Source organism: Thioalkalivibrio sp. ALRh, assembly GCF_000381425.1.
In the GTDB taxonomy this organism is placed as follows: domain Bacteria; phylum Pseudomonadota; class Gammaproteobacteria; order Ectothiorhodospirales; family Ectothiorhodospiraceae; genus Thioalkalivibrio.
Genome location: NZ_KB906519.1, coordinates 35,935 through 60,943 on the forward strand (window position 1 = coordinate 35,935; position 25,009 = coordinate 60,943).

24 protein-coding genes are annotated in these 25,009 nt (G+C 64.7%); 23 read left to right on the forward strand and 1 reads right to left on the reverse strand.

Annotated elements, in window-relative coordinates:
• Window positions 1-187 precede the first annotated feature (187 nt).
• The 23 genes from F791_RS0100170 to F791_RS0100280 all read left to right on the forward strand — a co-directional run bounded on the left by F791_RS0100170 (window position 188) and on the right by F791_RS0100280 (window position 23,132).
• Window positions 188-844 carry a hypothetical protein gene (locus F791_RS0100170; protein WP_018138856.1) on the forward strand — a complete coding sequence of 219 codons (657 nt, stop codon included), beginning with the start codon at window positions 188-190 and terminating at the stop codon, window positions 842-844.
• A gap of 180 nt (window positions 845-1,024) precedes the next feature.
• A complete protein-coding gene (locus F791_RS0100175) occupies window positions 1,025-1,651 on the forward strand; it encodes a peroxiredoxin (protein ID WP_018138855.1) in 627 nt (208 codons plus the stop codon).
• A gap of 289 nt (window positions 1,652-1,940) precedes the next feature.
• On the forward strand, window positions 1,941-2,615 hold the full coding sequence (locus F791_RS0100180) for a type 1 glutamine amidotransferase domain-containing protein (protein WP_018174421.1): 675 nt from the start codon (window positions 1,941-1,943) through the stop codon (window positions 2,613-2,615).
• Window positions 2,616-2,718: 103 nt separating this feature from the next.
• On the forward strand, window positions 2,719-3,453 hold the full coding sequence (locus F791_RS0100185; protein WP_019592029.1) for a TetR/AcrR family transcriptional regulator: 735 nt from the start codon (window positions 2,719-2,721) through the stop codon (window positions 3,451-3,453).
• Complete coding sequence (locus F791_RS0100190) at window positions 3,450-4,562, forward strand: efflux RND transporter periplasmic adaptor subunit (RefSeq protein WP_018993632.1); 1,113 nt, start codon at window positions 3,450-3,452, stop codon at window positions 4,560-4,562. Before F791_RS0100185 ends, F791_RS0100190 begins: the two co-directional genes overlap by 4 nt.
• Before the next feature lie 14 nt (window positions 4,563-4,576).
• Window positions 4,577-7,678 (forward strand): efflux RND transporter permease subunit, encoded by a 3,102-nt coding sequence (locus F791_RS0100195; protein ID WP_018993631.1) that lies wholly within the window; start codon window positions 4,577-4,579, stop codon window positions 7,676-7,678.
• A gap of 300 nt (window positions 7,679-7,978) precedes the next feature.
• On the forward strand, window positions 7,979-9,400 hold the full coding sequence (locus F791_RS0100200; RefSeq protein WP_012982269.1) for a form I ribulose bisphosphate carboxylase large subunit: 1,422 nt from the start codon (window positions 7,979-7,981) through the stop codon (window positions 9,398-9,400).
• Between the two features lie 69 nt (window positions 9,401-9,469).
• The gene (locus F791_RS0100205) at window positions 9,470-9,802 is read left to right on the forward strand and encodes a ribulose bisphosphate carboxylase small subunit (RefSeq protein ID WP_018138850.1); all 333 of its coding nucleotides are present in this window, start codon (window positions 9,470-9,472) and stop codon (window positions 9,800-9,802) included.
• A 161-nt stretch (window positions 9,803-9,963) separates the two neighbouring features.
• A complete protein-coding gene (locus tag F791_RS0100210; protein WP_026296419.1) occupies window positions 9,964-12,903 on the forward strand; it encodes a CsoS2 family carboxysome shell protein in 2,940 nt (979 codons plus the stop codon).
• Window positions 12,904-13,085: 182 nt separating this feature from the next.
• Window positions 13,086-14,501 carry a carboxysome shell carbonic anhydrase gene (locus tag F791_RS0100215; RefSeq protein ID WP_018138848.1) on the forward strand — a complete coding sequence of 472 codons (1,416 nt, stop codon included), beginning with the start codon at window positions 13,086-13,088 and terminating at the stop codon, window positions 14,499-14,501.
• Window positions 14,502-14,517: 16 nt separating this feature from the next.
• Complete coding sequence (locus F791_RS0100220; protein ID WP_012982273.1) at window positions 14,518-14,769, forward strand: carboxysome peptide A; 252 nt, start codon at window positions 14,518-14,520, stop codon at window positions 14,767-14,769.
• A 4-nt stretch (window positions 14,770-14,773) separates the two neighbouring features.
• A complete protein-coding gene (locus tag F791_RS0100225; protein ID WP_018138847.1) occupies window positions 14,774-15,106 on the forward strand; it encodes a carboxysome peptide B in 333 nt (110 codons plus the stop codon).
• Between the two features lie 44 nt (window positions 15,107-15,150).
• Entirely contained in the window at window positions 15,151-15,450 is a 300-nt protein-coding gene (locus tag F791_RS0100230; protein ID WP_012982275.1) for a BMC domain-containing protein, read from the forward strand.
• Between the two features lie 31 nt (window positions 15,451-15,481).
• On the forward strand, window positions 15,482-15,775 hold the full coding sequence (locus F791_RS0100235; RefSeq protein ID WP_012982276.1) for a BMC domain-containing protein: 294 nt from the start codon (window positions 15,482-15,484) through the stop codon (window positions 15,773-15,775).
• A 68-nt stretch (window positions 15,776-15,843) separates the two neighbouring features.
• The gene (locus tag F791_RS0100240) at window positions 15,844-16,158 is read left to right on the forward strand and encodes a BMC domain-containing protein (protein WP_012982277.1); all 315 of its coding nucleotides are present in this window, start codon (window positions 15,844-15,846) and stop codon (window positions 16,156-16,158) included.
• A 10-nt stretch (window positions 16,159-16,168) separates the two neighbouring features.
• Complete coding sequence (locus tag F791_RS0100245; protein ID WP_018138846.1) at window positions 16,169-16,594, forward strand: bacterioferritin; 426 nt, start codon at window positions 16,169-16,171, stop codon at window positions 16,592-16,594.
• A gap of 32 nt (window positions 16,595-16,626) precedes the next feature.
• Window positions 16,627-16,908 (forward strand): 4a-hydroxytetrahydrobiopterin dehydratase, encoded by a 282-nt coding sequence (locus F791_RS0100250; protein ID WP_012982279.1) that lies wholly within the window; start codon window positions 16,627-16,629, stop codon window positions 16,906-16,908.
• A gap of 64 nt (window positions 16,909-16,972) precedes the next feature.
• Complete coding sequence (gene parA / locus F791_RS0100255; RefSeq protein WP_018138845.1) at window positions 16,973-17,608, forward strand: ParA family partition ATPase; 636 nt, start codon at window positions 16,973-16,975, stop codon at window positions 17,606-17,608.
• Window positions 17,605-18,033 (forward strand): hypothetical protein, encoded by a 429-nt coding sequence (locus F791_RS0100260; protein WP_018138844.1) that lies wholly within the window; start codon window positions 17,605-17,607, stop codon window positions 18,031-18,033. Before parA ends, F791_RS0100260 begins: the two co-directional genes overlap by 4 nt.
• 81 nt (window positions 18,034-18,114) lie before the next feature.
• Window positions 18,115-18,918: a CbbQ/NirQ/NorQ/GpvN family protein gene (locus tag F791_RS0100265; RefSeq protein ID WP_018174426.1), complete on the forward strand. Its 804-nt coding sequence runs from the start codon at window positions 18,115-18,117 to the stop codon at window positions 18,916-18,918.
• Between the two features lie 25 nt (window positions 18,919-18,943).
• The gene (locus F791_RS0100270; protein WP_018138842.1) at window positions 18,944-21,265 is read left to right on the forward strand and encodes a nitric oxide reductase activation protein NorD; all 2,322 of its coding nucleotides are present in this window, start codon (window positions 18,944-18,946) and stop codon (window positions 21,263-21,265) included.
• Window positions 21,266-21,324: 59 nt separating this feature from the next.
• Complete coding sequence (locus tag F791_RS0100275) at window positions 21,325-22,302, forward strand: LysR family transcriptional regulator (protein ID WP_018138841.1); 978 nt, start codon at window positions 21,325-21,327, stop codon at window positions 22,300-22,302.
• A 263-nt stretch (window positions 22,303-22,565) separates the two neighbouring features.
• Window positions 22,566-23,132, forward strand: coding sequence for an SgcJ/EcaC family oxidoreductase (locus tag F791_RS0100280; protein WP_018138840.1), 567 nt, complete (start codon window positions 22,566-22,568; stop codon window positions 23,130-23,132).
• 55 nt (window positions 23,133-23,187) lie between these two features.
• On the opposite strand, the gene F791_RS0100285 is transcribed toward F791_RS0100280, so the two are convergent.
• Entirely contained in the window at window positions 23,188-25,005 is a 1,818-nt protein-coding gene (locus tag F791_RS0100285; RefSeq protein ID WP_018993629.1) for a glycoside hydrolase family 15 protein, read from the reverse strand.
• Between the last annotated feature and the right edge of the window lie 4 nt (window positions 25,006-25,009).

Genomic DNA, 25,009 nt, shown 5'->3' on the forward strand with positions numbered 1-25,009 from the left:
GTTCCCGTCTGCGCAGTATGCCGCGGTCGGAGAAACCTGAATCGCGCGTGGTGCTGCAGGGTCCCAGGAGCTGCATAGCCACAACTCCCGAACACCAGAAGGGCCGCGCCCGGCCGGCCGATGGTGATGTGATGCCCCAGGCATCAGAAATACCGAATATTCCCAACCACCAACACGAGGTGAACTGATGAAAAAGACGACCATTGCACTGTCTCTCTCGGCTGCGCTGCTGGCCGCACCGCTCACGGCGGCAGCCGAGTCGCTTTCGTTTGGCGAGGAGCAGACCGTTCGTGCCATGGCGGGCGGCAATGTCGGACAGGCCATTGCGAGCATGATGGAGGCCGAGTCGCTGGCCGTGGTCAACAACCGTTCCGCGATCTGTGGCGCGCTGACCGGCGGTCTCGGGGCCGGGATGCTGGCCGCCAACCCGGAGGCCGGGTTCAGCATCGCGGGCATGGAAGGGCCCGAGGATGCCGCCGACGCAGTAGCGGCGATCGGTGACGCCGAGGTGACCTATCTCGCCTTTGGCGCCGGTGCCAGCCGTGACGACAACGTGGCCCTGGCCCACGCCCTGCTCGGCGAGCTCGCGAAGGCCGAGTGGGACGGCACGTTGATGCTGCATATCTCCACCTGGATGCAGCAGCAGGTACAGGCCGCGGCGGAGATGGACGAGGCGGTTGCCGAATACCTGACCGGGCGCCCGATGGTTGCGCTGATGCCCGATGTGGAGGCCGGCGAGGCCGTGATGCTGCGCGTGTCCTTCGACGGCTCGGAATTTACCACCGAGGAGATGGGGCGCCAGCCGATGCGTGACGACCTGGCCGAGCTCTTTCGCCGCATGTAGTGACGGGTGGGCCGCTCGGGGCGGGGTGCCCTTGTTGCGGCTCGTCTTAGGTGCCGGCTATCGAGGCCTTAGAGAATTAGTAATAGCTAATGCAGTGGGGTCGCGATACCTTGGTTTCCACGGGGAGCCGAGACGGCCCCGAAACTTGCAAACCATTGATTATCAAGAAAGGAGTACATCATGGCACTTCGACTGGGTGATACCGCCCCGAACTTCCAGATTGACACCACCAAGGGCAAGATCGATTTCCACGAGTGGATCGGCGATTCCTGGTGCTTCTTCTTCAGCCATCCGGCCGACTTCACGCCGGTGTGCACCACCGAGATGGGCCGCACTGCCCAGCTCGCGCAGCAGTTCGCGGATCGCAACGTGAAGCCGCTGGGCCTGTCCACGGATACCGTCGACGAGCACAACAAGTGGATCGAGGACGTCAACGACACCCAGAACACCACGCTGGAGTTCCCGATCGTTGCCGACGCCGACAAGAAGATCTCCGAGCTCTACGAGATGATCCACCCGGGCGAGAGCGAGACTGCCGCGGTGCGTTCGGTCTACATTATCGACCCGAACAAGAAGATCCGGCTGATGATGACCTACCCGATGTCGGTGGGCCGCAACTTCGACGAGATCCTGCGCGTGATCGATGCGCTGCAGACCGGAGACCAGCACGGCATCGCTACGCCGGCCGACTGGACCCCGGGCGATCGCGTGATCATCCCGCCGACGGTCAGCAACGAGGATGCGCAGAAGAAGTTCCCGCAGGGCTTCGAGGAGATCCGCTCCTACCTGCGCTACACCCAGGTCTGACTCCGACCTGAAGCCTTGGCGTCCGCCCGGCATTGCCGGTCGGACGTCATTGACCAAGCTGTCAGAGGCCCCATTACGGGGCCTTTCTTGGTTGGGGAGAGTGATACGCGTTCGGTCGACTGTCCCTGCTCCTCGGACCGTTCAGAAAGCTGTCCCGCCAATACCGACAAGACGCAAGGGATCGGCTTCTCGAATTCGGGCCCCGGCCCCTTGATTCCTGTGCGCAGCGGAACCCTGTCCCGGACCACCGAGTCCACGGACATGTATGGATGCAACAGGAGTTCGCGGGATGAGCAAGACGATACTGATGGTGGTGACCAGTCACGGCGAGATCGGCGACGGCCACGCGACCGGCGTGTGGTTTGACGAGTTCTCGGTGCCCTATGACCGCTTCCGCAAGGCCGGTTTCGAGATCAAGGTGGCCAGTCCCAAGGGCGGGCCCGTCCCTCTGGATCCCAAGAGCCTGGAGTCGAATCATCCCGGACCGGCGGCCGTCGCCGCGCAGGAGGCCCTGGACGACACGATCCATCTCGATGAAGGCATGCACCACGATGCCTACGCGGCAATCTTCTTCCCCGGTGGGCACGGCACGATGTTCGATCTGCCGGAGAATCCGCATGTGCAGCGTCTGGTCGGCGAGTTTCTGGAGAACGACAAGGTCGTGGGCGCGGTGTGTCACGGGCCGGCCTGTCTGGTCGGCGCGATGCTGAAAGACGGCAGTCCGGCAGTGAAGGGGCGCAAGGTGGCCGCGTTCACCAACAGCGAAGAGAAGGCGGTACAGCTCGATCAGGCCGTGCCGTTTCTGCTGCAGGACCGCCTGGCCGAACTGGGTGGGGAGGTCGAGACCGCCGAGGACTGGGCCGACCATGTCGTGGTGGATGGCAAACTGGTGACGGGGCAGAACCCGCAGTCCAGCAAGAGCGTGGCCGACGCGATCGTGCGCCTACTGCGTGAAGCCGGCTGATTGGGCGCCGATGACAAGCGGACCGGGGCCTTCTGGGCCCCGTTTTTTTGCTTGTTGAGTGAACGAGGTTCAAATCTTGGTTCCGATTCGGTAGTCTGCGCCGATGGGCACCGAGAATCGAAAGCAGCGCGAGCGCGAGGCGCGCGAGACCCTCTTTGTCGAAAAGGCCCACGAGCTGATCCGCTCGGAGGGCCTTTTGGCGTTGCAGATGTCGCGTCTGGCGGCCGCCTGCGACTACGCGACCGGCACGCTGTACCAGCATTTCAACTCGAAGGAAGATCTGCTGGCGGCCGTCGCGACCCGGGCAACGCGTCAGCGTGCGGAGCTGTTTCGGTGCATTCCTCGGCTGCCGCTGGGAACCCGTTCACGAATGCTGGCGATGGTGCTGGCCGATATCGATTTCGCGCAGGCGAATCCGGACTACTATCGATTGACCCAATTCGTGACGACAGAGGTGGTCTGGGCGAGCACGTCGGAGGCGCGGCGGCAGGAGTTGCTTGATGCGGCTCAACCGATCAGCCAGGCGATCAACGCCATCGTGGCCGAGGCGCGGGCGAACAAGGACCTGCCACCGGCCCAGGAGATGGGCGAGGAAGAGATGGGGCTGGGGCCGTGGGCGCTGAATACCGGGATGCAGGCGCTCGCGAATGCCCAGGGGCTGCTGGATGCCTACGATATCCACCGCCCGTATGAACACTTGATCCGCCATACCCATGCGCTGCTGACCGGCTGGCGCTGGGAGCCGCGAATCGATCCAGACGAACCCTCGGTCGTGCGCGCCGAGACGGAGCGGGTGCGCGCGATCGTGCGCGAGCACATTCCTGAGGCAAATTCATGAGCAAGCGATTCTTCCTGATGCTGCTGGGCGTAGCCCTGGTCCTGGGTGGCATCTTTGGTTTCAAGGCCTTCGTGGATCAGCAGATCGCGGAGTTCTTTGACGAGATGCCGGAGCCGACTGCGACCATCAACGCGGCGACCGTGGAGACCGATCGCTGGGCCCCGCAGCTGCGTGCGGTGGGGGACCTGGAGGCGGTGCAGGGGGCCACGCTGAGTTTCGAGGCACAGGGCATTGTTGACCGCATCCATTTTGCCAATGGGGCCTTCGCCGAGGCGGGCGAGACGCTGGTCGAACTCGACACCGAGCTGGACGAGGCGGAGCTGGAAAGCCTGCGCGCCGAGGCGCAGCTCGCGGCGCGCGAGCTGGAACGGGCGCGGGGCCTGGTGCAGCGCAACGATATTTCCGACTCGGAGTTCCAGCGCCGCGCGACCGAGGCGCAACAGGCCGAGGCGGCGGTCAAGGCACAGGATGCCCGTATTCGCCAGAAGCGTCTGCGGGCGCCCTTTGACGGGCAGCTGGGTATCCGTCAGGTGAACGAGGGCCAGTTTGTCGGCCCGGGCGACCCGATTGTGGTGCTGGAGTCCCTGGACCCGCTGTATGTGAACTTCACGTTGCCCGAACGCCGGCTGGCGAATGTCGAGCTGGGGCAGTCGGTCGAGGTCACCGTCGATGCCTATGGCGAGACCTTCGAGGGGCAGATTACCGCGATCGAGCCGCGTGTCCGTGCTGCCTCGCGGATGTTCCGCGTGCAGGCGATGATCACCAACGAGGACCATCGGCTGCGCCCCGGTCAGTTCGCCCGCGTCACGCTGCAGCGTGGCGAGCCGGAGGAGGGGCTGGTGGTCCCGCAGACGGCCATCCGTTTCGCACCCTGGGGCAACTCGGTGTTCGTGATCTTGGAAGACGATGACGGCGACAAGCGTGTGGAGCAGCGCCTGGTGGAGATCGGTGAGCGACGCGGTGACCTGGTGCGCATCGTGGATGGCCTGGAAGAGGGCGACGAGATTGCGGTCAGCGGTCTGCTGAAGCTCCAGAACGATACCCCCGTGAAGATCACGGAGGATGCCCAGCCCGATGCCGAACGCGATCCGCGGCCGGCGAATCGCTGAGCGGGCCCGCGACGATGCGCTTTACCGATATCTTTATTCAGAAGCCCGTGCTGGCCACTGTGGTCAGCCTGTTCATCCTGCTGTTCGGGGTGCGGGCGGTGTTCGACCTGAACGTGCGCCAGTTCCCCGAGGTGCAGAACGCGGTGGTCACGGTCAGCACCGCCTATATCGGCGCGGATGCGGACCTGGTACAGGGATTCATCACCACACCGATGGAGCGCGAGATCGCCGAGGCGGAGGGGATCGACTACATCGTGTCCAACAGCCTGCCGGGGATAAGCACGGTGCAGGCGTTCCTGGAGCTGGACTACGATCCGAACCAGGCGCTGACGCAGATCTCCGCCCAGGTGGACAAGATTCGCAGCGATCTGCCATCGGAGGCCGAGGACCCGGTGGTGGATCTATCCGTGGGTCAGGATGTGGCGGCGATGTACCTGTCGTTCTATTCCGAGCGCCTCTCCAACAATCAGACCACCGACTACCTGATTCGCGAGGTGCAACCGGAGCTGGCCACCGTCAACGGCGTTCAGCGGGCCGAGATCCTCGGCGATCAGAGCTTTGCGATGCGCGCCTGGCTGGACGCCAATCGCATGGCGGCCTATGGCGTAACCGGGCGCGACGTTCGGTCGGCGCTGGAGGGCAACAATGTCCTCTCCGCGGTGGGGCAGACCAAGGGCTCGATGGTGAGCCTGGACCTGACCGCGGATACCGACCTGCAGACCCCGGAGGCGTTCGAGCAGCTGATCCTGTTCGAGCAGGAGGGCGACCTGGTGCGTCTTGGCGATATCGCCGAGGTGGAGCTGGGGTCGGAGAACTACGACACCTCGGTGCGCTTCAACGGTCAGGCGGCGACGTTCATCGGCATCGAGCTGGCGCCGGATGCCAATGCCCTGGAGGTGATCGCGGATGTACGCGAGATCTTCGAGGAGCGCATCGAGCCGCGCCTGCCCTCCGGGCTGGAGGGCGAGATCGTTTATGACTCCACCGAATACATCGAGAGCGCGATCGACGAGGTGTTGACGACCATCGTGCTGGCGCTGCTGATCGTGCTGGTCGTGATTTATCTGTTTCTTGGCTCGTGGCGCAGTGTGCTGATCCCGGCGGTGGCGGTACCGCTGTCCCTGATCGGGACCTTCATGCTGATGCTCCTGATGGGGTTCTCGCTGAACCTGCTGACGCTGCTGGCGATGGTGCTGGCCATCGGCATCGTGGTCGATGACGCGATCATCATGCTGGAGAACATCTCGCGGCATATCGAGGAGGGCATGTCGCGCATGGACGCGGCGATCCAGGGGGCGCGCGAGCTCGCGTGGCCGATTGTCGCGATGTCGACCACGCTGGTGGCGGTCTTCCTGCCGCTGGGGTTCATCGGCGGCCTGACCGGCACGCTCTTCATCGAGTTTGCGTTTACCCTGGCGGCGACGGTCGTGATCTCGGGGATTGTCGCGATCACGCTGTCGCCAATGATGTGTTCGAAAATCCTGCGCGATGGTTCGGTCGAGCGGCGCGGGCGCATCGAGTCGTGGCTGGACGCGCGCTTTGACAGCCTGCGCGAGCGCTATCGCCGACGGCTGCACGGGGCACTGAATGACCGCTTCACCGTCGCCGCCTTCGGCGCCATCGTGCTGGTGTCCTGCTACTTCCTGTTCGTGACTTCGCAGACCGAGCTGGAGCCGCAGGAGGACCAGGGTTTCGCCTTCTCGATCATGGAAGGCGATGCCTACATGGGGATCGATTACCTGGAGCGCAACACCGCGCTGACCGACGGCTTTTTCGACCGCATCCCCGAGCTCGACAACATCTTTATCGTGAACGGCTTTGGCGGCGGGCCCGGTATGGCCGGGGCGACCAACCAGGCCCTGGGCGGTTTCGTTATGGCGCCCTGGGATCAGCGTGACCGAACGACCGCCAAGATCCTGGAAGAGGACCTGCAGCCGGCGCTGGAAGGGCTGCCAGGGCTCGAGGTGTTCGCGATCCAGCCGCCGCAGCTGCCGACCCCGGGGCAGGGCGCGCCGGTCAGCGTTGTGTTCGGCTCCACCAGCTCGTTCGAGGAGTTGAACGAGCTGAGTCAGGAGATCAAGGACCGGGCGATGGAGACGGGTCGGTTCATCTTCCTCGATACCGATCTCAACTTCGACCAGCCACGGGTGGATCTGAAGATTGACCGCGAGCGTGCCTCGCAGCTTGGCATCGACATGGCGACGCTGAATGCCGATCTGGCGACGTATCTCTCCGGCGGGTTCGCCGGGCGGTTTGCGATGGAGAACCGCAGTTATCGCGTGATCCCGCAGGTCCAGCGTTCCGACCGCCTGACGCCGGAGCAGCTTGAGGAGCTGTACACGCGCACCGCGGACGGCGAGCCGATACCGTTGTCCAGCATCGTGACGCTGGAAGAGACGGTCACGCCGCGCCAGCTCAACCGCTTCCAGCAGCTGAACGCGGTGACCCTGCAGGGGGTGCCACGGCCCGGCGTCACCCTCGGGGAGGCGCTGGACATCATCGACCGGATTGCCGCCGAGGTGCTGCCGCCCGATGTGAACGTGGACTATGCCGGCGAGTCGCGGCAGCTGAAGGCCGAGGGTGGGGATCTGGTCGTCACGTTCTTCTTCGCGCTGGTCGTGATCTTCCTGGTGCTGGCCGCGCAGTTCGAGTCGTTCCGTGATCCCTTGATCATTCTGACCACGGTGCCGATGTCGATCGCCGGCGCCCTGATCTTCATCAGCCTGGGTGTGACCTCGCTGAACATCTATACACAGGTGGGTCTGCTGACCCTGATCGGGCTGATCGCCAAGCACGGCATCCTGATCGTGGAGTTCGCCAACCAGTTGCAGCGTCAGGGGCGCCCCTTGCGCGATGCGATCGAGGAGGCGGCCAGCCTGCGTCTGCGGCCCATCCTGATGACGACCACGGCGACCGTGGTGGCGATGGTGCCGCTGCTGATGGCGACCGGTGCTGGTGCCGGCTCGCGCTTCGCAATGGGCCTGGTGATTGCGGCGGGCATGGCGATCGGCACGTTGTTCACGCTCTTCGTGGTCCCGGCCATCTATACCTATGTGGCGCGCGATCACTACGCCGACACGCTGGAGGCGCAGGAGGCCGATGCGGGTCCTGCCTGATCGTCGGTGCGCGCGCCCCGGCAGAGGGGCGCGGGCTCCGATCACGCTGTGGTCTAAAGAGCATGCATTGACTGCGGTCATGGACTACAATCAGCGACCGCATTCCCCGCTGAGGCTGCCGAGCAGGCGCCGGGCGCTGATGCGAACAGAACCCCCATGCCGCTCCGCGGAACTCTGCGGACCGGTCTTTCTATAAACGAAAGTCTATTGGTCGTATCTAGATTATTTATTTGTTATTAGCAGTGCACCTTCCTAATCTAGGCGACCGTCACGATTAACCAACGCGTAGGAGAAAGCCACATGGCCGCCAAGAAGTACTCCGCGGGCGTCAAGGATTACCGCGAAACCTACTGGATGCCGGAATACATGCCGCTGGATACCGATCTGCTGGCATGTTTCAAGATCACCCCGCAGCCGGGCATCGACCGCGAAGAAGCCGCGGCCGCCGTGGCCGCCGAGTCCTCCACCGGTACCTGGACCACGGTGTGGACCGACCTCCTGACGGATATGGACTACTACAAGGGCCGTGCCTACTCCATTGAGGACGTGCCGGGTGACGACGAGTCCTTCTACGCGTTCATCGCCTACCCGATCGACCTGTTCGAAGAAGGTTCGATGGTGAACGTGTTCACCTCCCTGGTCGGTAACGTGTTCGGCTTCAAGGCCATCCGTGCCCTGCGTCTGGAAGACGTGCGCTTCCCGATGGCCTACGTGAAGACCTGCGGTGGTCCGCCCTCCGGTATCCAGGTTGAGCGTGACAAGCTGAACAAGTACGGCCGTCCGATGCTGGGCTGCACCATCAAGCCGAAGCTGGGTCTGTCCGCGAAGAACTACGGCCGCGCCGTGTACGAGTGCCTGCGTGGCGGCCTCGACTTCACCAAGGACGACGAGAACATCAACTCGCAGCCGTTCATGCGCTGGCGTGACCGCTTCGAGTTCGTGCAGGAAGCGACCGAAAAGGCCGAGGCCGAAACCGGCGAGCGCAAGGGTCACTACCTGAACGTCACCGCGCCGACCCCGGAAGAGATGTACAAGCGTGCCGAGTTCGCCAAGGAAATTGGCGCGCCGATCATCATGCACGACTACATCACCGGCGGCTTCTGCGCCAACACGGGTCTGGCCAACTGGTGCCGCGACAACGGCGTGCTGCTGCACATCCACCGTGCGATGCATGCGGTGCTCGACCGTCATCCGAAGCACGGTATCCACTTCCGTGTGCTGGCGAAGATCCTGCGTCTGTCCGGTGGTGACCACCTGCACACCGGCACCGTGGTCGGCAAGCTGGAAGGCGACCGTGCCGCGACCCTGGGCTGGATCGACCTGCTGCGTGAATCCTTCATCCCGGAAGACCGCTCGCGCGGCATCTTCTTTGATCAGGATTGGGGCTCCATGCCGGGCGTGTTCGCCGTGGCCTCTGGTGGTATCCACGTCTGGCACATGCCGGCCCTGGTCTCCATCTTCGGCGACGACTCCGTGCTCCAGTTCGGCGGCGGTACGCTGGGCCATCCGTGGGGTAACGCCCCGGGTGCGGCGGCCAACCGTGTGGCGCTGGAAGCCTGTGTCCAGGCGCGTAACGAAGGTCGGGACATCGAGAAGGAAGGCAAGGACATCCTGACTCAGGCGGCGCAGCACAGCCCCGAACTGAAGATCGCCATGGAAACGTGGAAAGAGATCAAGTTCGAGTTCGACACCGTCGACAAGCTGGATACCCAGCACAAGTGATCGTCCGAGCGCGGGCGGCGCTAGTGCGCCGTCCGTGCCCAGAAAGAACCAGAGCACAGGATTACCGACATGTCTGATATCCAGAACTTCAAGCAGTCGCAGAAGTACGAGACCTTCTCCTATCTGCCGGAGATGAATGCCGACCAGGTGCGCAAGCAGATCGAATACTGCCTCGCGCAGGGCTGGAACCCGGCGATCGAGTACAGCGAAAAAGAAAACGCCATGGCCCACTACTGGTACATGTGGAAGCTGCCCTTCTTTGGCGAGCAGTCCGTGGAAGCGGTGCTGTCCGAGATTGAAGAATGCCGCCGTGCCAACCCGGGCATGATGGTGCGCTTCATTGCGTACGATAACTACGCCCAGAGTCAGGGCATGGCCTTCGTGGTCGACCGCGGTCGCTAAGACCCCGGTTCGGTGGAGGCCGGGTGCCTGTGGCACCCGGCCCGTCCATCAAGCGTTATTACCGTTGCTGCCGCCAACTGTAAGGAAGTGCCATGAGTAATCCGACATCCGCGTCTGAAGGTCTCTCGGGTCGCGAACTCGCCCGGGAACGGCGCAAGGCCATGTCTCATAATGGCAAGGCTGCCGTGAAGCCGACCGGCCAAACCAGGGGAACGTCGCGTTCTGCCGCGGCCGCGCAAAAGGCGCGCCAGGCTCAGCGTGTTTCCGAACCGGCCCCCCAGGCGCGGGAGCCGGAGTCGCACTCCAGCGAATCTCAGCCGTCGACCTCGTTCGAGGTCGGCAGCAGCGCACCTGCGCGCCGTCCGGAACCGGGCGCGCACGCCGGTGCGTCGAACGGCCGCCAGGCCGCTCTTGAGCGCCGCCAGAAGATGGCGCGCCAGGGCAAGAAGGCGGTCGGTCGCTCCAATACCCGGGCGCGGGCCCTCGGCGGTTTGGCCCGTGGCGGTTCCGACCGGTCGCGTCAGCTTGAAGCGCTGTCGCAGAACCAGGGTATGGAAATCGACTGTTCCAACATGAGCGGGCGCGAAATCTGCCGCCTGCGCCGTCAGGCCCTGGCGACCGATGGCAAAAAGGCCATGGCGGCCGAGCCGCGCCGTGAAGACCTGTTGAAAGGCCAGGGTTCCTTCGCGCCGTCTGCACAGGAAGAGAAAAAGGGCTGTGGCTGTGGCTGCAAGGACGAGAAGTCCGAGCACAACGACACCTATAGCGCGGTGACCCCCGAAAGCGACACCGTCGTGGAAAGTGGCCTTGACCAGTTGTGCGACAAGGTGGAGTCCGGTGGCGAGTCCGCGGGTCCGCATCCGGTGATCTCCGAGGTCCGCGCGATCTGCATGGCGCGCCGCGAGGCGATGGCACAGAACGGCAAGCGTGCGACCAAGCGCCGTTTCAACGGCTCCAAGGGCCGCGGTGCCATGCCGCAGGAAGGCGCGTGGAAGGCTGCGAAACGCAAGGGTATGTCCACTCGCGAGGTAGCACGCCAGCGTCGTGAAGAGCTGTGCACGATTGGTCGCGGTTCTTCGGATCCGGGTCGTCCCTGTGGTCGTCCCCGTGGTCAGACGAGCGAAGCACCGCCGAAGGTGGAAGAGGGCACGACCCTCGCCGGTGGTCACATTAGCGGCACGCAAGTCGAGTCGACGCGCAGCGTCACCGGCGCCGAAGCGGGCAGCTGCTCCAACATTACCGGGACCGAGTACCTGGGCCTCGAGCACTACGAGCGCTACTGCGATGTGCGCCCGAGTGCCAACCCGGCCAAGGTGGGGCACTCCCACACCAGCCGCGGCCAGGAAGTCAGTGGTACCGAGGTCGGGCGCTCTGCCCGTGTAACGGGGGACGAGTCCGGCTCTTGCGAAGCGATCACCGGCACCGAGTACCTGAGCAGCGAGCAGTACGAAGGCTTCTGCGGCACCCGTGCGCCGAACAGCGCGCCGCGCACCAGCGTGATGGTGACCCGTCATGGCGAGGGTGTGTCGGGTACGAGCGTCGGCCGTAGCCCGCGTGTCACCGGTGACGAGTCGGGCTCCTGCCGCGACATCACCGGTACCGAGTACCTGAATACGCAGGCGAGCGAGGTTCCGTGTAACACGGGAAAGTCCAACGGAGCGCCGATGAAGGTCGGCGTCATGCATACGCTTCGCGGTCGTGAATTGACCGGGACCGAAGTCGGGCGCTCCTCGCGTGTCACCGGTGACGAGTACGGCAGCTGCAAGCCGGTCACCGGGACCGAATACATCGGTACGGAACAGTTCAAGGGCATGTGCGGTACCCGCCCGGAGCCGACGCCGGCCAAGGTGCAGGAGCTGCACACGATGGAAGACCAGAGCGTGACGGGTACGGCCGTGGGTCGCAGCTCGAAGGTGACGGGTGACGAGTCCGGATCCTGCCGCCCCCTGACGGGTACCCCGTACTACAACCAGGCGGATTTCGGTGACCTGTGTGACCGTCCGGCCGCCGGTGGTGTGCCGAAGGTGGGCGTGATGCACACGCTGCGGGGTCGGGAAGTCTCCGGCACGCAGGTGGATAGCTCGCTGCGCGTGACCGGTGACGAATACGGGGGCTGCAAGCCGATCACCGGTACCGAGTATGTCGGGTCCGAGCATTACGACGCCTTCTGTGGCTCCCGTCCGCAGGCCGGCCCGGAAAAAGTCTCCGTGAGCCGCACCTGGAACCAGCAGAACGTCTCGGGTACGTCCGTGGGCCGCTCGGCACGGGTCACCGGTGACGAGTACGGTGCGTGCAAACCGGTTTCTGGCACGCCCTACATCGGCGCTGACCAGTACGAGGCTTATTGCGAGCCGCGTGATATGCAGACGGCGCACACCCGCGTGGCCGAACGCCATGCGACGCCGGGGCATCCGGTTTCCGGGAGCCAGCCGGGTTATGACGAGCGCGTGACGGGCACCGAACGCGGTGCATGTCAGGACGTGTCCGGTGCGCCGTATGTCGGGGCGAACGAATTTGCCGCGACCTGTCCGACGGCCGCTGGCAGCTTGCACCCGCGTCTGCGTCCGGAAGGCCAGGCCGCAGTAGCCGCACCGGTGGCCGACGTGCCGGCGCAGGCGATGCCGAATGACGGCTTCAGTGTTCAAAGCCCGGCCCGCGAAGCCTTGGCGCGCCGCGAGCGTCGTGTGACCGGTACTGCATACGGTGCCTCGGGTGGCATTACCGGGCCGATCAACAAGGCGACGGGCCTGGTGTCCGGGACCGAGGAGTTCCGCTATCAGCCGGATCGTCACCAGCCGGTACCGGCTCAGGCTGAAGATGTGGCCAAGATTGGTGCCGAACGTGTGACCGTTAACGGGAGCAGCAACGGTGTGACCATCACGGGCGATGACTGGGCCCGTGGAAGCAGCGTCACCGGCACCGAAGGGTTCGCCACGCGTCGTAACGCGACGCAAAAGGGCAACCCGCGTGGTGAAGGCCGTAGTGCCTATGCCAATCGTGAGCTCGAGCGCAAGGAAGTGCCGATGAGCAAGATCACCGGTTCCTCCGGGAATAGTGGCAGCGGTTCGCTGGTGACCCTGTCCGGCGGTGCCCGCGGCTAAGCGGCGAGTAAGGAGGCAATACGACCACGATGGTGCGCCGAGGCCGCCGCAAGACATCCGCCTTTGGCACGCGTTACGCGACGCCACGGGGAAGTGCCGTCCGGTCGCCGGTGGCACAAGGGGCGAATTCGGCTGCTGCGCAACCTCTGGTTAGCGCAGTGCCGCCGAAGGCGCCGGCGCCGATGGACGTGCCTTCTGTGCTGAAGCCCGGGCATCCGCTGGCGGATGTCGCCGACAACGAACGGCTGTACGCGTTCGAGAGTGGGTTTCGCGATCGCTTCGCGAATCTGGTGCCAGTACTGAAAGAGGTCCATGCGCTGCAACACGAGCGGGACTTCGAGGAAAAGGCGCAACGGATTGTCGAGGATAACCTCGGGTATCGGTTGCCGGAACGCGTCCTGGAGGATGCGTGGATCAACGATCTGGACACGCGCGAACTGTACCTGCACGGCACGTTCGAGCTGTTTGATCAGCTGGTCAATGAATACTGGGCGGGTCGGGATGACCTGGTGGACGAGGCGGAACGCGCGATTGCGTACTTCCTCGACTGCGATTTCCACGAAGTGGACATCTCGCCCTGTTCCGACGGGCGGCTGTTGAGCCTGCGGCGTTTTATTCTGCGCCTGCCGGATCTGGCTGTTCGGGTTAAGAGTTATGCCGGTGCGCAGTTCGACATCGAAGAGGATGTCCGCCACTGGACGAAACGCGAGCTGTTGCGGTTCCGCGAAGGACGGCCGACCACGGCGGATGTGCCGAGTCGATACCTGAAGATCGCGGCGTACCACTACAGCAGTGCGGACCCGCACCATCAGGGGTGCGCGGCGCACGGCAACAGTGAGCGGGACGCGGCGGATGCCGCTCTCCGGCAGCTGCGGGCGTTTCGTCAGGCGATCGAGAACACCTACTGCTGTGGGGCCTCGGTCGATACGCTGCTGATTGGCGTGGATACGGATACGGATGCCGTGAAGATCCATATCCCGGACGCCGACACGCGGATGAGTCTGTACCGCTTCGTGGATAGCGCGAAGGTGTACCGGGAGACGCAGGACCTGGATGGCCGTGACGCGGAACTGCGCGTATATCAGGCGATCCAGGACGCGATCCACCAGCAAGGCTGGGGTCACGGCAACGGTGGGCCGCACGAGGGGATGCTTCGGCTGATCTCGCGGCTGTTGCTGAACAATATTTCGCAGCTCGATTACGTGGCGCGCTACCACAACGGGCATTACGCCGATGTGGGGCACCGCGAGCGGGTGATCATCGTCGGCCAGGAAGTCGAGGAGATGCAGGTACGCAACTTTGCCTACTTCGCGCACCTGGAAACGATGGAAGAAGGCGCCCACGGGATGGATGTGGGGGTGAACAAGATCTTTCGGCAGCTGAATGTCGAGCGGGGCCTGCCGGTACCGGTGGTGATCCATTACCGCTACGACCGCAAGGTGCCGGGATCGCGCGAGCGGGTCGAGGCCCGCTGCCGGCGGATCCGCGACCAGATCATGGCGCGCTATCGCGAACTGGCCGAAAAGGGCCTAATCGGGTGCCACATGGTGATTCGCGACAAGCGCAGCGGCAGCCAGTTGGAACCGCTCGCCGGTTGAGCTAACGGGACACGGAATGAAGATCTGCAAGGTAGAGAAGACGCTGGTTTCGACCAACCGGATCCGGGATCTGGGTCACCGTCCCTTGCTGGTGGTCCAGGAGAAGGCCGGGGGTCCGCGCACGGTCGCGGTGGACGCGGTCGGTTGTGTGCCCGGGGACTGGGTGATCGTGGTCGGATCGTCCGCGGCGCGCGAGGCGGCCGGCAGCAAGGAATACCCCAGTGACGCGACGATCGTCGGGATCATCGATTACTGGGAGGAGCAGTAGCTCCATGGAAATTATGCAGGTGCAGGACGAACTGGTGGTCACGCGTCGTGTGGACGGCCTTCAGACCATGTCGCTGCGCGTGCTGGTGGATCAAAAGGGTGCGCTCAGCGTCGCCGTGGATCCAGTGGGTGCGCACCCGGGCAATTGGGTGTTCACGATCTCTGGATCGGCCGCGCGCTACGCGCTCGATGACCCCAAGGTGACAACCGATCTGACGATCGGCGGCATCATCGACCAGTGGGACGATGGTGGCAGGAAAGCGGAAGGGTCGACGAACAAGGCTGGACAAGACCAGACCGATGCACAGCGCTCTGCTGGTACCCACAAGGCGGCTTGAGCGTCATTTTAATTGGAAAAACTGTAACTCCAGGAGAAAGAGAAATGGCAACTGAACGTTTTGGTGTGGCGCTGGGCATGATCGAGACCCGTGGTCTGGTGCCGGCGATTGAAGCCGCTGATGCAATGACCAAGGCCTCTGAAGTGCGCCTGATTGGTCGCCAGTTTGTCGGTGGTGGCTACGTGACCGTGCTGGTCCGTGGCGAGACCGGTGCCGTGAACGCCGCCGTGCGTGCCGGTGCGGATTCCTGCGAGCGTGTGGGTGACGGCCTGGTGGCTGCGCACATCATTGCCCGCGTGCATTCCGAAGTGGAAAGCATCCTGCCCGAGCAGGTTGAAAAGTAATTCATCAGTAACGCTTGATAGGAGTTAAGTAATGGCTAGCGAAAACTTTGGTGTGGCCCTCGGCATGATCGAGACCCGTGGTCTGGTCCCGGCGATTGAAGCTGCCGATGCGATGACCAAGGCCTCGGAAGTGCGCCTGATCGGTCGTCAGTTCGTCGGTGGCGGTTACGTGACCGTTCTGGTGCGTGGCGAGACCGGCGCTGTGAACGCTGCGGTGCGTGCCGGCGCGGATTCCTGCGAGCGTGTGGGTGACGGCCTGGTGGCTGCGCACATCATTGCCCGTGTGCATTCCGAGGTGGAAAACATCCTCCCGGAAAAGCCGTAATTCCCTGCGGCGGATAAACGCCGCCGTGGCTGATCGGCCCGGCGGCCCGTTTGTAAAAGAGGTTAGCAATGGCGAGCGAAATTTCTGGTGTGGCCCTGGGCATGATCGAGACCCGTGGTCTGGTGCCGGCAATTGAAGCGGCGGATGCGATGACCAAGGCCTCGGAAGTGCGCCTGATCGGTCGTCAGTTCGTCGGTGGTGGCTACGTGACGGTTCTGGTGCGTGGCGAGACCGGTGCCGTGAATGCGGCGGTGCGTGCCGGTGCGGATTCCTGCGAGCGTGTGGGCGACGGCCTGGTGGCTGCGCACATCATTGCCCGTGTCCACTCCGAAGTGGAAAGCATCCTGCCGAAGGCCCCGACGGCCGACGGCTCGGCCAGCTGAGGCAACCTCGATGGCGGATCCGCGGATCGTGGGTTACCTGAACCGCGCGGTGGCGCATGAGCTGTCCGCGGTTCAGCAGTATCTGGCCCAGGCGCGATTGACCGCGATGTGGGGCATGAGCGATGTCAGCGAATGCCTGCGTCGGGACGCCCAGGAGGAACTGGACCATGCGGATCGATTCATGACCCGCATGTTTCACCATGGGGTTGCCCCCAACGGGAGCCAGCTGGCACCCGTGCGGCTGGGGCGCTCGATGGCCGAATTGCTGGAGCGCAACCGCGAACTGGAGATGGAAGCCGTGCGCCTGTATGACGAGGCGGCGGTCTACTGTCGGCGCGTGGGTGCGGTGGCCGATGCCGAGTTGTTCGAGAGGATCCTCGAGGAAGAACTCGAACATGTGCGCGAGATCGACGCACAGGAAGTCGCGGCCCGCTAGGGGTACGCCTGTCCAACGTTCTGGAGTAGTACATGGCGGATAGCGATCTCGTGGTGCCGGCCGGCTGGGAGCCGGGCAAGGGCTCCTCGGCGACCATCAGCAAGCAGTTCACCTTCGACCGTTACGGCATCACGCGCGAGTTTCTCGATCGGGTAGCCGAGTTGTCGGAGGAGGATGGCTATCATCCCAATATCAGTTTCGGTACGACGTATGTGAACATCACCATTGATGCGCGCGACGGCGACCGGATTGGCGAGGCGGATCAGCGTTTCGCGCAAGAGGTGGATCGGCTGGCCAGCGAAACGACTGGCTGACCGACCATCACGTCAGAGTCCACGAACTGGACCCGTCCGGTTCCTGGCCCTAGGAGGCTGATACGTGGGTTCCCGGGTATTCGCGGTAGTCAATCAGAAGGGGGGTACCGGCAAGACCACCCTCTCCATGAACCTCGCCGCCGGTCTGGCGCGCCGAGGACGCACCCTGGTGGTCGATGCGGATCCGCAGGGATCGGCCGGCCAGTGGGCGCGCATGTCCTCGGACGACCGTCCCTTTCCGGCCTCCGTGTTCGCCGTCGCGGGTCCGCTGGATCGCGAACTCAAGGCGCTGCGCAAGGATTACGATCACATCGTGGTGGACTGCCCGCCGACCCTGGAGGGTGGTGCGGTGACTGCCGCGCTCGCGGGCTCGGATGTCGTGTTGATCCCTGTTCTGCCATCCCCCGTTGATCTTTGGGGCAGTGTGCGGATGGGGCGCGGTCTGGAGGAGGCGCAGATGAAGAACCGGTCGCTGCGCCCCTATGTCGTGATCAACCAGCTCGAGGTCCGCAGTGCGCTGTCGCGTGCGATGAAGCATGCACTGATGGAGATCGACATCCCCGCCCTGGAGCAGTCGCTCCGCCGGCGGGCCATCTACCGGCGTTCCGCGCTGGAAGGCTGTTCCGTGTACGACCTGGGCAAACCGGGCGAACCGGCGGCCGAGGAGATCGAAGCCATCATCGAGGAGGTGTCGCAATGAGCAATCTGCAAGACAAGCTGGCGGCCGGTGTGCGCAGCGCCCGGGAAGACCAGAACAAGGACAGCAATGCTGCGTCGGATAACGCGCTGAAGAAAGACACCAGCACGACCCCTGCGAGCGCGCAAACGCATCAGGCGGCCAGCACCAAGGCAGCCGCAACGAAAAAGGCCGCGACGCCCAAAAGCACGGCGCGCAAGACGGCGACCCGCAAGGCCTCTACGACCAAGCGCAAGGCCCCGGCCAAAAAGCCGGCCGCACAGGCCACACGCAAGACGTCCGCCACGAAGCCGGCGGCCAAGAAGTCCAGCGGCTCTGGCGCCAGCCGCGGAGGTCGCACCACCGCCGAGCTCAATCCGGGCAAGGCGAAGGCGACGGCCGACGAGCCGTGGAAGAACCTGCACCCGAATCGTATCTGGCCGGACTGAGTCAGGGCGTTTCGGGGCCGGGGCTGGGCGGGGTGCTGGGCATCCCGTCCCCCGGCCTTTTTTGATTGAGGAGTCTGGGCAATGCAAGACGATCTGCGCGATCACCTGATCACGGAAGAGCCGTATTACCAGCCGGTCGCGGACGAGATCGAGCTGTACGAGGCGGCGTATTCGGTGCGCATGCCGATGATGCTGAAGGGGCCGACGGGCTGCGGGAAGACCCGCTTCGTCGAGCACATGGCCTGGAAGCTCGGCAAGCCGCTGATTACGGTCGCCTGTAACGAGGACATGACGGCTTCCGATCTGGTCGGGCGTTATCTGCTCGATGCCGATGGCACGCGCTGGCAGGACGGTCCGTTGACCCTGGCCGCGCGCCACGGGGCGATCTGCTACCTCGACGAGATTGTCGAGGCCCGGCAGGACACCACGGTAGTGATCCACCCGTTGACCGACAATCGCCGCGTGCTGCCGCTGGAAAAGAAGGGCGAGATGGTCCAGGCGCACGCGGATTTCCAGGTCGTCATTTCCTACAACCCGGGTTATCAGAGCCTGATGAAGGATCTGAAGCAGTCGACCAAGCAGCGCTTCGGCGCGCTGGATTTCGACTACCCGGATCACGAGACCGAGGCGAAGATCGTCGCTCACGAGGGCAAGATCAACGAGGAGATGGCCGGCAAGCTGGTCAGCGTGGCCGAGCGCGCGCGCAACCTGAAGGGCCATGGCCTGGACGAGGGCATCTCCACCCGCATGCTGGTCTACGCCGGCTCGCTGATCGCCAAGGGCGTGGAGCCGCTAGGCGCCTGCCGCATGGCACTCGTGCGGCCGATCACCGACGATCCGGACATGCGCGACGCGCTGGATTCGGCCGTCACCACGTTCTTCTAGCGCACCGCGCGGCGTACCCGTACCGATGAGCGTTCATCTGGAGGACTACCAGGACCTCCTCGACGATCTGGGAAACCACGCCACCGAGGTGCTGGAAAGTTCCTGGCAGGAGGCCAGCCGTGCCTTCAGCGCCAGTGGGCTTAAGCGTTACTACCTTGAAGGGGCCCGCAGTCTCCAGGCCCTGGGGCGCGGTTCCGAGATGGTCGTGGCCTTCGTGCAGGAGGCGCCTGCACTGGCCCAGGAACTGGGCGAGGATGCCGTTGCGGAACTGCTCGGTTCCGCGATCAAGATGTACTCCAAGACCTCCGCGGCGGTCATCACCCTGGTGATCGAGACTAGCCCGGTCGCGGCCCAGCGGCTTGGCGACTATTCGCTGTTCGAGGGGTATCTGCGCCTGCTGGATAACCTGCTGGGGCAGGCGCCGCGTGGTGTGCGGCCGATGCTGGAACACCTGGATGAGCTGCTGACCCACCTGACGCTGGGCGGTCTTCGGCGCTGGGCGACGTGGGGCGCGCAGGCGCACCGCACGGACCTGGAGGGCCAGATTGCCTACTTCGGTCTGGAGTCGCCGGAGTCACGCTCGGTGTTCCAGAAGGAGCGCCGCGGCACCCTGTTCGTGGACGTGCAGCGGCGTATCAACCTCTACTTGCGCTCGCTGTGGGCACGCGATTTCTTCATGCGCCCGACCAGTGGCGACTTCGAGTCGCGCGAGGGGTATCGCCCCTACATCGAGGGCTTCACGATCTTCCTGCCGGACGCCTACGACGATGTCGAGGGCCTCACCGGGCTGGATCTGTATCGCGCGGCGGCCGCGCACGCGGCATCCCATGTGGTGCATACCCGCGAGATGCAGCCGGACGAGGGGCCTCGGGGCGTGGTCGGCATCCTGACCGAGCTGTTCGAGGACGCGCGTATTGAGGCCCTGGCGATCGCGGCGTTCCCGGGCCTGCGCCAGATCTGGGTCCCGCTGCATACCGCCACGGCGGAGGATGGGGACACGGCGCAGGCAGTGCTGGCGCGCACCGCGCGCGCCTTGCTCGATCCGCAATACCACGACCCGCATGCATTCGTGCAGAAGGCGGTGAGCGCGTTTGCGGAACGCGTGGACGACCTTGAGGCCGCAGGGCTGGCCCGCGAGCTGGCCGAGGTGCTGGCACCCGAGTTTCCCGAGCAGGGCTACATGAACCCGGCCAAGGTCGCGCCGGATGTCCTCTATCGCGACGACAACCGCTATCTCTGGAACTTCGGGCGCGAAGAGGAAGAGGCGGAGGTCCTGGCCGCGCATGGCTCCGGGCAGGAGCGTTTCTACGTCACCCCGATGCAGATGATCAATACGTTGGACGTGCCGAACGCCGGCGACGACGCCCAGCAGATCCTGGTGCTGGCGACCGAGTGGTTCCGCGACGGCGAAAACGAAAGCATCAACCAGCAGGAGGGCAAGGAGCCGATCTCGCTGCCGTTCCACTATCACGAGTGGGACTACCAGATGCAGCTGGAGCGGCCGCACTGGGTCACACTGCTGGAGCGGCGCCCGAAGAAGGGCGACATCGAGGAAATCGAGGCCATCTACGACAAGCACAAGCCGCTGGTCTCGCGCCTGAAATTCCTGATCGAGGCGATGCAGCCCCAGGGCGTTCAGCGCATGCGCAAGCAGCCGGAGGGCGACGAGCTGGACGTGAACGCGCTGGTCGAGGCCCAGATTGACGTCCGCATGCGGCGCCAGCCCGACGAGCGCATCTATGTGCGCAATCTGCGTCATGTGCGCGATCTCTCCGTGCTGGTGCTGCTGGATCTGTCGGAGTCGACCAACGAGACGATCGGCGACGGCGAGACAACCGTGGTGCAACTGGCGCGCGAAGCGGCCACGCTGCTGTCCGGCGCGATCTCGCGCATTGGCGACCCGTTCGCGATCCATGGCTTCGCCTCCGACGGGCGCCACGACGTCGAGTACTACCGCTTCAAGGATTTCGACGCCCCGTTCGACGATACCGCGAAGGCCCGCCTCGCCGGGATGCAGGGCCAGCTCTCCACCCGCATGGGGGCGGCCATTCGCCACGCCGGCCAGCAGCTGCACAACCAGGGCACGGCGAAGAAGCTGTTGCTGATCATCACCGACGGCGAGCCGGCGGATACCGATGTGCGCGACCCGCAGTACCTGCGTCAGGATGCGAAGCGGGCGGTGGAGGAGGTTGGGCGCAAGGGGGTGTACACCTTCTGCATGAGCCTGGATCCGAACGCCGACGAGTACGTCGAGCGCATCTTCGGGGCCCAGCACTTCATGGTGCTGGACCAGATCGACCGGCTGCCGGAGAAGCTGCCGATGCTGTACGCGGGTCTCACGCGGTAAACGATACGTCGCGTATGACTCAGTCCCCTACGCCAAAGGAGTCCGGTCTCCCGCAGGTGATGCTCAAGTCGGAGCTGCCGGCGCACCTGATCCGGCATGCCACGCTGCGTCAGCTGCAGGTGTTCGAGGCGATCGTGCGCCTGGGGAGCTTTACCCGCGCGGCGGAAGAGCTGCATCTGACCCAGCCGACCGTCTCGATCCAGATCAAGAAGCTCTCCACGGCACTGGGGCTCCCGCTGTTTGAATACGTGGGGCGCAAGGCCTTCCCGACCGAGGTCGGGCTGCTGCTGTACGACACCTGCCGCGAGATGCTCGGCGCGCTGACCAACCTCGAGATGAAGCTGGCCGAGATGCACGGCCTCAAGCGCGGGCGTCTGCGTCTCGCGGTGATCACCACGGCGCAGTACTTCGCGCCCAGCATCCTCGGTCAGTTCGCCCGGCGGTATCCCGATATCGAGCTGTCGCTGGAGGTCAGCAACTTTGACCGGGTGCTGGAGCGGCTGTCGAACAACGACGACGACCTCTACATCATTGGGCATGTCCCCGAGCGGCTGACTGATGTCGCGGTGCACCCGTTCGCGCCCAATCCGCTGGTGGTGATGGCCAGCCGCGACCACCCGCTGGTCGGCCGGCGCAATATCCCGCTCAAGGAGCTGGAGCAGGAGACGTTCCTGATGCGCGAACCCGGCTCGGGTATCCGCGAGGCGACGCTCAAGCTGTTCCAGGAGCACGGGATCAGCCCGCCCGTGCGCATGGAACTGGGCAGTAACGAGGCGATCAAGCAGGCGGTGATCGGTGGTCTGGGGATTGCCGTGCTGTCGCTGCACACCCTGAGTGCCGAGGGGGCCGAGGGCCCGGTGGCGCTGCTGGATGTCGAGCACTTCCCGATCCATCGCCAGTGGCACATCGTCTACCCGAAGAAGAAGGTCCTGTCCGTCGTCGCCCAGACCTTTCTCGACTTCGCCATCCAGGACGAGGCCCGGGTGCGCGGGCAGGTCGAGGACCTGCTGGCCGCGTTCAAGGCCCAGGCCGGCTGAGTGGCGGCCATGACAGGCCCTGAGGGGTCCCTTGGGAAACGCTGATTGATCGGCGTTTCCCTGCGGCACAGGGACGTGCCGCCGGAATCGACCGCCGTAGGCGGTTGATTCCGGAGCAAGCTGCAAACCCCTTTGCCCGTGCAAAGAGATGCAAGACGATGCAGCGCCGCGTGCGCTGAGAAAGCCGGGATGGCTTTATTCAGCGCTTTCTTTAAAATTCACGTTTTACCCGGCCGCCATCGGCCCGAGTGGGAGAACGCGCAGTGAGCACCGTGACCCGTCCGCGTATCAGCGGTACCCAGTTCATCAACGCCGACGAGGCCCCGCGTTCGCGGCTGAGCCTGAGCGCCTCGCACCGCGACCAGCATCACCCGGTGACCGGGACGGGCAGCGATATGCTCGCCGCCGCGATCGATACCCCGCCGAACGAGAGCTGCGTGGTCTGCGCACCCGCCACGCGCCGTCTGGCCGAGGAGTTGTTCGACGCCTGGAATGAAGCCCTGCAGACGGGCGATGCCCGTCGTGTGACCGAGCTGTACGCCAATGACGCGGTGCTGCTGCCGACCGTGTCGAACGTCCCGCGTACCAATCACGCCGAGATCCAGGACTACTTCGAGCATTTCCTCGAGAAGAAGCCCTTCGGCACCATCAACACGCGCAACGTGAAGCTCGGCTGCAACAAGCTGACCGACGCCGGCACCTATACCTTCCGCGTGACCGACGGCAACGAGACGCAGGAAGTCCCCGCGCGCTACACCTTCGTCTACGAGAACCGCGACGGCAAGTGGCTGATCGTGCACCATCACTCGTCGATGATGCCGACCGCCTGAACAGGGTGCGGAGCCGCCCGGACCGCGTTCGGGCTGGATCCCCTGATTCCCGGGTTTAGCGGTCTTGTTGCAGGGCCCGAGCGAGCTTGATGCCGCTCGAGATCAGCCCTACATGACTGAATGCCTGCGGGAAATTGCCGAGGAAGGCGCCGGTGGCCGGGTCAATCTGTTCGGGGAGCAGGCCGAGGGGATTGGTGCGGGCGCACAGCGAGTCGTACAGGGCCTGGGCCTCTTCCAGGCGGCCCTGTCCCAGCAGGTTGTCGACCAGCCAGAAGCTGCACAGGACAAATGCACCCTCGTGCCCGGGCAGACCGTCCGGGGACTCTTCCGGAAGATAGCGGTACAGCAGGCCGTTGCCCGCGCCCAGGCGCCGGATAACGGCCTCTGTGGTGGCGATCATCTTCGGGTGATCGGCCGGGATTACACCGCGTCCCGGCAGGGCCAGCAGGCTCGCGTCGATGCCACCGCCGCCCAGGTGCTCGGTGAGACTGCGAAGCTCGGGGTCCCAGGCCTGGTCCAGGATTGCCTTGCGGATTTGTCCTGCCTCGGAACGCCACAGGTCGCTGTTGCCTGCCATGCCATTGTTATCGGCCAGGGCCGCTCCACGCTCCAGGGCGACCGCACACAGGGCGGCGGAGTAGGTAAAGGGACGGCCGGCGGTGCGGACTTCCCAGATGCCATGATCGGGGTTCTTCCACTCCTTCTCGGCGGCTTCGACCAGTCGCCGCAGGCGGCTCCACAGGTGCTCATCCAGCGTCCCGCCCCAGCGCTCCCACCGATAGGCGCAATCGAGGATCTCTCCGAATACGTCGTGCTGGCGCTGCTCCACCGCACCGTTGCCCCAGCGTACAGGCGCTGAGCCTCGGTAGCCCTCCAGTTCGGGATCGATTCGCTCCGGCTGCGGCAGGTGCCCGTCTACGTCATACAGCACCCGTGGCCAGCCCGCGCGATCCACCGCGTCCAGGGCCCAGCCGATAAAGCCCGCGGCCTCGTGGGTCATGCCGATATCGCTCATGGCATACACGGAAAATGCCGCATCGCGTATCCATGCGTAGCGGTAATCCCAGTTGCGCGGGCCGCCTATTGCTTCCGGCAGGGACGAGGTCGGCGCGGCGATCATCGCTCCGGTCGCGGTGTAGTCCATCAACTTGAGCGTGACGGCCGAGCGCCGGACGAGGTCCTCGCAGGGGCCTTCATAGTGGAAATGGGTCATCCAGCGCCGCCAGACCTCCAGCGTGGCCTCGAGCAGTTCCTCGGGTGTGCGGGCCTGGAAACGGTGCGTGTGCGGGCCCCAGCCCAGGATCAGGTAGTGCTGGTCTCCGGCCTCGAGTTCGTGTTCGCTGTCGGTGTCCTCCAAGGGCAGCGACGAGCTCAGCGACAGCTCCAGTTCCGGCTGGCGGTACAGCGACAGGCCCAGGCCGGCACCGTGTGGATACGCCTTCGCACCTCCCCTGGGTGCGATCCTGACCCGCAGCCGCACGCGGCCTTCCAGCACCTCGATCCGCCGGAGCAGTTCGTTGCGCCCTGCCGGCGCATCCTCGGACAAGTCGGCCCCGGCGCGCAGGGGCAGACAATCAGTGACCCGGATGCGTCCTTCGGGGCCGGTCATCTCCGTGATCAGGACCGCAGTGTCGGGCATATAGCGCTGGTGCGAGGCGACCAGGGGCTCCGGGGCCACGGTGAAGTCACCGCCTCGCTGGTGATCGAGCAGAGCGCAGAACAGGGGCTCGGAATCGAAGCGAGGCGCGCACATCCAGGGGATGGACCCGTCGCGCCCCACCAGGGCGGCAGTCGTGCAATTGCCTATCAGGCCGTGTTCTTCGATGGGCAGGTAGCCCTCGACACGGGATATGGGGCGGTCGGATACCGTCACGGGC

Excerpts from the sequence above, each read along its gene's own strand:
- F791_RS0100170 (WP_018138856.1), top strand. The coding sequence starts at position 188 with ATGAAAAAGACGACCATTGCACTGTCTCTCTCGGCTGCGCTGCTGGCC.
- F791_RS0100175 (WP_018138855.1), top strand. The coding sequence starts at position 1,025 with ATGGCACTTCGACTGGGTGATACCGCCCCGAACTTCCAGATTGACACC.
- F791_RS0100180 (WP_018174421.1), top strand. The coding sequence starts at position 1,941 with ATGAGCAAGACGATACTGATGGTGGTGACCAGTCACGGCGAGATCGGC.
- F791_RS0100185 (WP_019592029.1), top strand. The coding sequence starts at position 2,719 with ATGGGCACCGAGAATCGAAAGCAGCGCGAGCGCGAGGCGCGCGAGACC.
- F791_RS0100190 (WP_018993632.1), top strand. The coding sequence starts at position 3,450 with ATGAGCAAGCGATTCTTCCTGATGCTGCTGGGCGTAGCCCTGGTCCTG.
- F791_RS0100195 (WP_018993631.1), top strand. The coding sequence starts at position 4,577 with ATGCGCTTTACCGATATCTTTATTCAGAAGCCCGTGCTGGCCACTGTG.
- F791_RS0100200 (WP_012982269.1), top strand. The coding sequence starts at position 7,979 with ATGGCCGCCAAGAAGTACTCCGCGGGCGTCAAGGATTACCGCGAAACC.
- F791_RS0100205 (WP_018138850.1), top strand. The coding sequence starts at position 9,470 with ATGTCTGATATCCAGAACTTCAAGCAGTCGCAGAAGTACGAGACCTTC.
- F791_RS0100210 (WP_026296419.1), top strand. The coding sequence starts at position 9,964 with ATGTCTCATAATGGCAAGGCTGCCGTGAAGCCGACCGGCCAAACCAGG.
- F791_RS0100215 (WP_018138848.1), top strand. The coding sequence starts at position 13,086 with ATGGACGTGCCTTCTGTGCTGAAGCCCGGGCATCCGCTGGCGGATGTC.
- F791_RS0100220 (WP_012982273.1), top strand. The coding sequence starts at position 14,518 with ATGAAGATCTGCAAGGTAGAGAAGACGCTGGTTTCGACCAACCGGATC.
- F791_RS0100225 (WP_018138847.1), top strand. The coding sequence starts at position 14,774 with ATGGAAATTATGCAGGTGCAGGACGAACTGGTGGTCACGCGTCGTGTG.
- F791_RS0100230 (WP_012982275.1), top strand. The coding sequence starts at position 15,151 with ATGGCAACTGAACGTTTTGGTGTGGCGCTGGGCATGATCGAGACCCGT.
- F791_RS0100235 (WP_012982276.1), top strand. The coding sequence starts at position 15,482 with ATGGCTAGCGAAAACTTTGGTGTGGCCCTCGGCATGATCGAGACCCGT.
- F791_RS0100240 (WP_012982277.1), top strand. The coding sequence starts at position 15,844 with ATGGCGAGCGAAATTTCTGGTGTGGCCCTGGGCATGATCGAGACCCGT.
- F791_RS0100245 (WP_018138846.1), top strand. The coding sequence starts at position 16,169 with ATGGCGGATCCGCGGATCGTGGGTTACCTGAACCGCGCGGTGGCGCAT.
- F791_RS0100250 (WP_012982279.1), top strand. The coding sequence starts at position 16,627 with ATGGCGGATAGCGATCTCGTGGTGCCGGCCGGCTGGGAGCCGGGCAAG.
- F791_RS0100260 (WP_018138844.1), top strand. The coding sequence starts at position 17,605 with ATGAGCAATCTGCAAGACAAGCTGGCGGCCGGTGTGCGCAGCGCCCGG.
- F791_RS0100265 (WP_018174426.1), top strand. The coding sequence starts at position 18,115 with ATGCAAGACGATCTGCGCGATCACCTGATCACGGAAGAGCCGTATTAC.
- F791_RS0100270 (WP_018138842.1), top strand. The coding sequence starts at position 18,944 with ATGAGCGTTCATCTGGAGGACTACCAGGACCTCCTCGACGATCTGGGA.
- F791_RS0100275 (WP_018138841.1), top strand. The coding sequence starts at position 21,325 with ATGCTCAAGTCGGAGCTGCCGGCGCACCTGATCCGGCATGCCACGCTG.